This window comes from Microbacterium sp. (assembly GCF_036277215.1).
In the GTDB taxonomy this organism is placed as follows: Bacteria; Actinomycetota; Actinomycetes; order Actinomycetales; family Microbacteriaceae; genus Microbacterium.
Map to the genome: position 1 here is coordinate 1 of NZ_DASUNI010000097.1, position 7,658 is coordinate 7,658.

The 7,658-nt window shown below is 69.3% G+C and carries 11 protein-coding genes; all 11 read right to left on the reverse strand.

The annotated features are described in order from the left end of the window. Positions 1 to 51: 51 nt before the first annotated feature. Complete coding sequence (locus VFX99_RS04945; RefSeq protein ID WP_329665204.1) at positions 52 to 621, reverse strand: GNAT family N-acetyltransferase; 570 nt, start codon at positions 619 to 621, stop codon at positions 52 to 54. Positions 622 to 695: 74 nt separating this feature from the next. Next, entirely contained in the window at positions 696 to 899 is a 204-nt protein-coding gene (locus VFX99_RS04950) for a hypothetical protein (protein WP_329665205.1), read from the reverse strand. A gap of 72 nt (positions 900 to 971) precedes the next feature. After that, positions 972 to 1,892, reverse strand: a complete 921-nt coding sequence (locus VFX99_RS04955; RefSeq protein ID WP_329665206.1) for an RluA family pseudouridine synthase — start codon at positions 1,890 to 1,892, stop codon at positions 972 to 974. A 1-nt stretch (position 1,893) separates the two neighbouring features. Next, positions 1,894 to 2,457 (reverse strand): signal peptidase II, encoded by a 564-nt coding sequence (gene lspA / locus VFX99_RS04960; RefSeq protein ID WP_329665207.1) that lies wholly within the window; start codon positions 2,455 to 2,457, stop codon positions 1,894 to 1,896. Between the two features lie 9 nt (positions 2,458 to 2,466). Continuing rightward, on the reverse strand, positions 2,467 to 3,060 hold the full coding sequence (locus VFX99_RS04965) for a DivIVA domain-containing protein (protein WP_329665208.1): 594 nt from the start codon (positions 3,058 to 3,060) through the stop codon (positions 2,467 to 2,469). A gap of 98 nt (positions 3,061 to 3,158) precedes the next feature. Continuing rightward, positions 3,159 to 3,458: a YggT family protein gene (locus VFX99_RS04970; RefSeq protein WP_329665209.1), complete on the reverse strand. Its 300-nt coding sequence runs from the start codon at positions 3,456 to 3,458 to the stop codon at positions 3,159 to 3,161. Between the two features lie 64 nt (positions 3,459 to 3,522). After that, positions 3,523 to 3,978 (reverse strand): cell division protein SepF, encoded by a 456-nt coding sequence (locus VFX99_RS04975; RefSeq protein WP_329665210.1) that lies wholly within the window; start codon positions 3,976 to 3,978, stop codon positions 3,523 to 3,525. Positions 3,979 to 4,011: 33 nt separating this feature from the next. Continuing rightward, positions 4,012 to 4,698, reverse strand: a complete 687-nt coding sequence (locus tag VFX99_RS04980) for a YggS family pyridoxal phosphate-dependent enzyme (RefSeq protein WP_329665214.1) — start codon at positions 4,696 to 4,698, stop codon at positions 4,012 to 4,014. 19 nt (positions 4,699 to 4,717) lie between these two features. Further along, the gene (ftsZ, locus tag VFX99_RS04985; RefSeq protein ID WP_329665211.1) at positions 4,718 to 5,875 is read right to left on the reverse strand and encodes a cell division protein FtsZ; all 1,158 of its coding nucleotides are present in this window, start codon (positions 5,873 to 5,875) and stop codon (positions 4,718 to 4,720) included. A 200-nt stretch (positions 5,876 to 6,075) separates the two neighbouring features. Beyond that, positions 6,076 to 7,014 (reverse strand): FtsQ-type POTRA domain-containing protein, encoded by a 939-nt coding sequence (locus VFX99_RS04990; RefSeq protein WP_329665212.1) that lies wholly within the window; start codon positions 7,012 to 7,014, stop codon positions 6,076 to 6,078. A 4-nt stretch (positions 7,015 to 7,018) separates the two neighbouring features. Further along, positions 7,019 to 7,658, reverse strand: a 640-nt coding sequence (locus tag VFX99_RS04995; RefSeq protein WP_329665213.1) for a glutamate ligase domain-containing protein, incomplete at its 5' end; no start/stop codon positions are given.

Below are 7,658 nucleotides of genomic sequence, written 5' to 3' on the forward strand. Positions count from 1 at the left end.
CGGCCCCTCGCCGATGAGCCGTTCGCGCAGTTCGAGGGCGGCGGCTGAGCGTCAGCGCAGATCGAGTCGCATCAGCACACGCGGGAATCCGTTCAGCACCGAGTCGGTGTCTGCGGCCTTGGTGAAGCCCGCCTTCTCGAAGAGACGTCGTGTGCCGACGTATGCCATCGTCAGGTCGACCTTCTTGCCCTTGTTGTCGACGGGATACGCCTCGAGCGCGGGCGCCCCTTCGGAACGCGCGAACTCCACAGCCCCCTCGACGAGCGCGTGCGAGATGCCCTGCCCACGATGGCCGGGCCGCACGCGCACGCACCACAGCGACCAGACGTCCAGCTCGTCGACGTGCGGAATGCGCCGGCTCGTCGCGAATGAGGTGTCGGCGCGGCGGTGCACGGCCGCCCAGCCGACGACCTCGTCCCCCTGATAGGCCAGCACGCCGGGCGGCCCCTTCTTCATGAGCGCTGAGACCTTGCGCCCTCGGGCGGCGCCACTGAGCGCCTGGTTCTCTTTGGACGGCAGGCGGTAGCTCAGGCACCAGCAGACGTTGGCGTCGGCGCTCTTCGGCCCGACCATGGTCTTCACGTCGGCGAACACCGTCGCCGGTCGTACGTCGATCCCCATGGCGCCATCGTGCCATCGGCCACCGACGCGCGCACTCCCTCCAGGCGCCGAAGAGACGGGAGGGAGTGTGCCTTTCAGACGGCCGGGTGGACCGCGCGCCTGCCGAAGATGTCCGGGAGGCGCAGCCGCGGGAACTTCACGCGCGGCTGCTCGCGGACGGGTGGTGCCACGCAGTCCGCGGTCCGCGCGGCGATGAGCCGGCGGCGCTCCACGTCACGGGCCAGGTCGTTCGCGCGATGCGCCGCGAGGCGGCTCGCGGTGTAGACGATGTCGTTCATGATGCCCCTCCTCACGGGTCGTCGTGAAGGAGAGGAGGCAGCGGTGCGCCGGGGAATACACGCTGCCGCGATCTACTCCGCCCGCAGCATCTCCAGCGCGACGGCGAGGTCGGCCGGATATTCCGAGACGAACCTCACCCGATCGCCGGTCGCCGGGTGGTCGAACGACAGTTCACGCGCGTGCAGCCACTGACGCGTCAGCCCCAGGCGAGCGGCCAGGGTCGGATCCCCGCCGTAGAGCGGATCGCCCACGCACGGGTGCCGGTGCGCGGCCATGTGGACGCGGATCTGATGCGTGCGGCCGGTCTCCAGATGGATCTCCAGCAACGCCGCCCGCGGGAACGCCTCGAGCGTCTCGTAGTGGGTCACGGAATCCTTGCCGTCCGGTGTGACGGCGAACTTCCACGAGTGAGTCGGATGCCGCCCGATCGGGGCATCGATGGTCCCCGCGAGCGGGTCGGGGTGGCCTTGAACGACGGCATGGTAGATCTTCTCGACCTCGCGCTCCTTGAACGCGCGCTTGAGCGCGGTGTACGCACGCTCGGTCTTGGCGACGACCATGAGCCCGCTGGTGCCCACGTCGAGCCGGTGGACGATGCCCTGCCGCTCTGCGGCTCCGGTGGTCGCGGTACGGATGCCGCCGGCCGCGAGTGCACCGAGCACCGTCGGCCCGTCCCAGCCGAGGGACGGGTGGGCGGCGACGCCGGACGGCTTGTCGACCACCACCATGTCGTCGTCGTCGTGGACGATGATCAGATCGGGCACCGCGAGCGCAACCACGCGCGGTTCCTCCTTGGGCGTCCACGACACCTCCAGCCAGGATCCGCCGCGAAGGCGATCCGACTTGGTCTGCACGCGACCGTCCATCGCGACGCCCCCAGCGTCGGCCACCTCGGCGGCGAAGGTCCGCGAGAAGCCGAGCATCTTGGCCAGGGCGGCGTCCACGCGCGTCCCATCGAGCCCGTCAGGCACCGGGAGGCTGCGCGATTCCATCTCAGGCGTCCGTGTCACGACGCGGTTCGCTGGGCTCAGCCGCGGCGCGGCGCGCATCCCGGGTGCCGTCCAGGTGCAGCCCGACGAGCACCAGCAGGGCGACGCAGATCATCATCGTCACGATGAAGATGTCGGCGACGTTGTAGATCGCGGGCATCATCCAGGGCGTGTTGATGAAGTCGATCACATGCCCGACCGGGAACCCCGGCTCGCGGAACACCCGGTCGGTCAGGTTGCCGAGCACGCCTCCGAGGAGCAGTCCGAGCACGACCGCCCACAGGCGCGAGCGGATGCGGGTCGCTGCCAGCCACACGATGATTCCGGCGACCGCAGCCAGCGCGATCGTGAAGACCCAGGTGACGCCCTCGCCGAGCGAGAACGCAGCACCGGGATTGCGCACGAGGTAGAAGATCAGGAAGTCGCCCAGAACTTTGACGGCCTCCTCAGGAGGCAGATTCTGGATCGCGAGGTACTTGGTGAACTGATCGGCGGCCAGCACCAGCACCGCGAGGATCGCGATGATGGCGCCGGCCGCCGCTCTGTGCAGGGGGGCTCGGCCTGTCAAAAGGCCGGCCTAGAGACCGATCGCAGATACCGGCGTCGCGCCGGACGTCGTGCCGGTGGTCTCCAGATCGCGCAGCTTGCCCTCGATGTAGCTGCGGAGCTGCGCGCGGTAGTCGCGCTCGAAGTTGCGCAGCTCGGTGATACGGCTTTCCAGGCTCGCGCGCTCCTTGTCGAGGCGGTTGGCCTCTTCGCGAGCCTTCGTCTCGGCGTCCGAGACGATGGTCGCGGCCTGGGCCTGGGCATCGGCGATCAGCTTGTCGCGCTGAGCGATGCCCTCGGCGACGTGCTCGTCGTGCAGACGCTGGGCCAGCTCGATGATGCCCGCGCTGGCGGCGGCCGGAGCCGGAGCACCCTGGCCGTCCTCACGCGTCTCGACCGCGGGGGCCGGTGCCTGCTCGACGACCGCGGGCGGTGCGGCAGGCGCCTCGGCACCCGACTCGTAGGCCGCGAGCTTCGCGCGGAGTTCGTCCGCCTCGGCGATGGACTTGCGCCACTCGACGACGATCTCGTCGAGGAAGTCGTCCACCTCGTCCGGGTCGAAGCCTTCCTTGAACCGGACGTGCTGGAACTGCTTGGTGACGACGTCATCGGGGGTCAATGCCATGGTGATTCCTCTTTCGAGCGCTCTGGTCGCAGGCCGATGTCGGGGGCCGCTCCGCCGATCTCCGGCGGTCGTACCAGGCAAGCATAGCCGCGCTGGAATTAGCCCGCGAGCGTGCGTGTCACCGCGAGGAGCACGAAGCACAGCAGCATCGTCAGCGTGAAACCGAAGTCGATCGCGATTCCGCCGATGCGCAGCGGCGGGATGAATCGGCGGAACAGCCTGATCGGGGGGTCCGTCACCGTGTAGACGACCTCGGCCGCCACCAGGCCCGCACCCTTCGGACGCCATTCGCGGTTGAAGAATGGGATCCAGTCGAGCACGAGCCGCACGAGCAGCACGAGGACGTAGAGCAGGAGGAGGCTATTGAGGATCGTGGCGATCGCGCCAACGATATTCACAAGAAAACTGTATCAGCGCTGCGACCAGGGGTCGCACCAGCAGACCAGTGGGAGTCCCACACAGCTACTGCGCGAACGGAACCGACTCCGGGTCCGCCTGCGCAACGGCGCCGCCTCCGGACACCGCCACGTTCTCCGGCGACAGCAGGAACACCTTGCTGGTCACCCGCTCGATCCGGCCGTACAGACCGAGCGAAAGCCCACTCGCGAAGTCGATGAGGCGGCGCGCGTCGGCGTCGCTCATCTGCGAGAGGTTGATGATCACGGGGATGCCGTCGCGGAAGTTCTCGGCGATGACCTGTGCGTCGCGGTACTGCTTGGGGTGCACGGTCAGGATCTCGCTGATCGCCGACGGCGTGACTTGTCGCACCACGGTCGGCCGGTGCAGCGGAGTCACCGGAGCCGCCTTCTCGATGGCGGTGGACTTGCGGCCGGTCGGCTGGGGTTCTGGCTCTTCATAGACTTCTTCCTCGTCGGCGAGGCCCAGGTACACCATTGTCTTCTTCAGCGGGTTCGACATCGCATCCTCCGTGTGTGCTCGTCTGTTTCGAGGTTAACCGTGCGCGGGCCTCGGGCCCGTGATTGCAGACCCGATCCGCAGGTGTGTCGCGCCCGCGGCGATCGCTTCGGGGTAGTCGGCCGTCATGCCGGCCGAGATCCAGGTCGCGTCGGGAGCGATCGTGCGCACGCGGTCGGCGTATTCGGACAGCCGCGCGAACGCGCGGGCCGGTTCCTCATCGAGCGGCGCGACGGCCATGACGCCGCGCAGGCGCAGAGTGCGGCATCCGCCGACATGCTCGGCGAGCCGTTCGAGGTCGTCCGGTGCAGCACCGCCGCGGGCAGGGTCATCGGTGAGGTTGACCTGCAGCAGCACGTCCAGCGGCAGGGCTTTCGCGCTGCCGGCAGCATCCAGCGCATTCGCGATCTTCACCCGATCGACGGAGTGCACGACGGATGCCGCGGCGCGGATCGCCTTCGCCTTGTTGGTCTGCCCCTGGCCGATGAAATGCCACCGCAGGTCTGCGTGCTCGCCCACGATCGCCGCCTTCTCGCTGAGTTCCTGCTGCCGGTTCTCGCCGATGTCGCGGACGCCGAGCGCGTAGAGCTCGTCGATCATCGACGGGGGGTGGAACTTCGTCACCACGATGCGCGTGATCGTGCCGGGATCGCGCCGTACCGCGCGTGCGGCATCCGCGATCCCGGCGTCGACCACTGCGAGCCGCTCCTCGAGAGTCAACAGTCCCTGGGCGTGTCGAGGACTACTTGAGGAAGTCCGGGATGTCGAGGTCGTCGTCGCCGAAGGCCGAGTCGTAGCTCGAGTCGGGAACCGCCGCGCCGACCGACACCGGGACGGGTGCCGGCTCGCTCTCGCGGACGGGTTCCCTGGCAGCGTCCACCGCGGGCGTCGCGGGAAGGATCGGCGGGGCGACGACGCGCGACGTCGTGACGGGATCGAGGCGGAGGGTCGGCTCGCCGCTGTCGAAGCCGGCGGCGATCACGGTGACGCGCACCTCGTCGCCGAGTGTGTCGTCGATGACCGTTCCGAAGATGATGTTCGCCTCGGGGTGCGCGGCCTCCTTGACCAGCTGCGCGGCGTCGTTGATCTCGAAGATGCCGAGGTTGGAGCCGCCCTGGATGGAGAGCAGCACGCCGTGTGCACCCTCGATGCTGGCTTCCAGCAGCGGCGATTCGACGGCGAGCTCAGCGGCCTTGATCGCGCGGTCCGCGCCGCGCGCCGACCCGATGCCCATGAGCGCTGAGCCCGCGCCCTGCATGACCGACTTGACGTCGGCGAAGTCGAGGTTGATCAGACCCGGCGTGGTGATGAGGTCGGTGATCCCCTGGACACCGGCCAGCAGTACCTGGTCGGCGGTCGCGAACGCCTCGATCATGCTGATGCCGCGGTCGCTGATCTCGAGCAGGCGATCATTCGGCACGACGATCAGCGTGTCGACTTCTTCCTTCAGCTTGGCGACGCCCGTCTCGGCCTGGCTCTGACGACGGCGCCCCTCGAACGAGAACGGCTTGGTCACGACACCGATGGTCAGGGCGCCGATCGACTTGGCGATCTTCGCGACCACCGGGGCACCGCCCGTGCCCGTGCCGCCGCCCTCGCCTGCGGTGACGAAGACCATGTCCGCACCCCGCAGCGCCTCCTCGATCTCCTCGGCGTGATCCTCGGCGGCGCGGCGTCCGACCTCGGGGTCGGCGCCCGCGCCGAGACCCCGGGTGAGCTCACGACCGACGTCGAGCTTGACGTCGGCGTCGCTCATCAGCAGCGCCTGTGCGTCTGTGTTGATCGCGATGAACTCGACACCGCGCAGGCCGAGGTCGATCATGCGGTTGACGGCGTTCACGCCGCCACCGCCGACGCCGACGACCTTGATCACCGCGAGGTAGTTCTGGTTCTGGCTCATGCCGGCCTCCGTCTGTCCTGCACCCTGGTCTGAAACACCGTGTGTGAAACCTTCAACCTCTAGTAGAGGTATAAAGAATTGCCCGGTATGCAATTCCCATGGACACGAAAGTATGCGGATGCCGGCGCGCCGACGGGAGCGTCGCGGCGTGTCGCGACATCCCGACGCGAAGCCCGGCCGGAACGGGTCGCGAAGGGTCCTCAGCGCACGACGACGGCGCTCGGCGACGACACGTCGTAAAGCGTCACGGACTCCGGCGGGCGTGCCGCCATGGTCGTCTCGAGGACCAGCGCCTTCATGGCCGAGTCCTCCGCGCTCCCCCATACGACCTCGGCATTCGAGCCGCCCAGCGTGAGGGTCACGTCGTCGGGCGTGGACGCGGCCACCGCCGTCAGCTGCGACAGGATCGACGCGGGCAGCGACCTCATCACCTTCCCGATCGCCTCGAAAGCCGGCGAGTCCGTGCCCCCGGGGACCGTGACGACCGGCCGACCCGGCGCCGGTGACGCGGTCGTGGACAGGGCGACACCCGCTGCGTCCACGAGGGTGTACCCGGCTCGCGTTCTGATCAGGCCGATCGGCGTCCGCTCGACGACGCGGACGACCAGCTCGTGGGGTGGACGCGCCTCGAGGGAGTACGACTCGACGAGAGGGAAGGTCACCAGCGCCGCCTTCACCGCGCTGTCGTCGATGAGCGGCAGGGGCGTGCCGAGCTGGTCGGCGAGGGCAGCCTCGACCGCGGCCGCGTCGAGCTGGTTCCCGCCGACGACGCGGACCCGTTCCACCGCGAACAGGGGGCTGTAGGCGGCGCCGAGCGTGCCCAGCACGAGCAGCACCACGGATGCCGCGACGCCCAGCCACAGCGCGCGCCTGCGTCGTTGCCGCCCGGTGAACCGGCGCACCTCCGCCCGGAGCGCGCGGCGGCGGGCGCGCGCTGCCGCCCAGACGTCGCGCAGCCGCACGGGATCGTCGGACGCGTCGGGAGGCTCGTCACCGGCCGGCCCCGTCTCGGGGAGCGCGGGGGGGCGCTGGATCGGCGTCGCCGCCGTCAAAGGGATGACGGGTGCGACCGCCTCCTCGGCATCGACGGCCTCGGGCGGTCGCTCTGCGGATGGCGGAAGGGGCGACGGCCGACGCATCGGGCTACTTCCCCGCGGCGGACGACGCGTCGGCCTCGCCCGGCGTGTGGGCGAGTGCTTCGAGCACCTGCGGGATGATCTGGTACACGTTTCCGCAGCCGAGCGTGATGACGTAGTCGCCGTCCTGCGCCACCGCGGCGGTGTAGTCGGCAGCCTGCTGCCAGTCCGCGACGAAGTGCACGTGGCCGGGATCCTCGAACGCCGCGGAAACCAGCTCGCCGGTCACCCCCGGGATCGGATCCTCGCGCGCGCCGTAGACGTCGAGCATCACGGTGTGGTCGGCGTACTCCTCGAGCACCTCGGCGAACTCGCGGTACATCTGCTGCGTGCGTGAGTAGGTGTGCGGCTGCTGAATCGCGATGATCCGGCCATCGCCGACCACCGTCCGGGCTGCGGCGAGGGCCGCCGCGACCTCAGTGGGGTGATGGGCGTAGTCGTCGAAGACGCTCACGCCACGCTCGACTCCGTGCAGCTCGAAGCGGCGGACGGTGCCCTCGAATCCCTCGACGGCACGGACGGCGGGCTCGAGCTCGTAGCCGAGCGTGAGCAGCACGGCGACCGAGCCGGCGGCGTTGATCGCGTTGTGAGCGCCGGGAATGCCCAGCCGCGCATCGACAGAGCCACCGCCGGAGGTGATCGTGAAC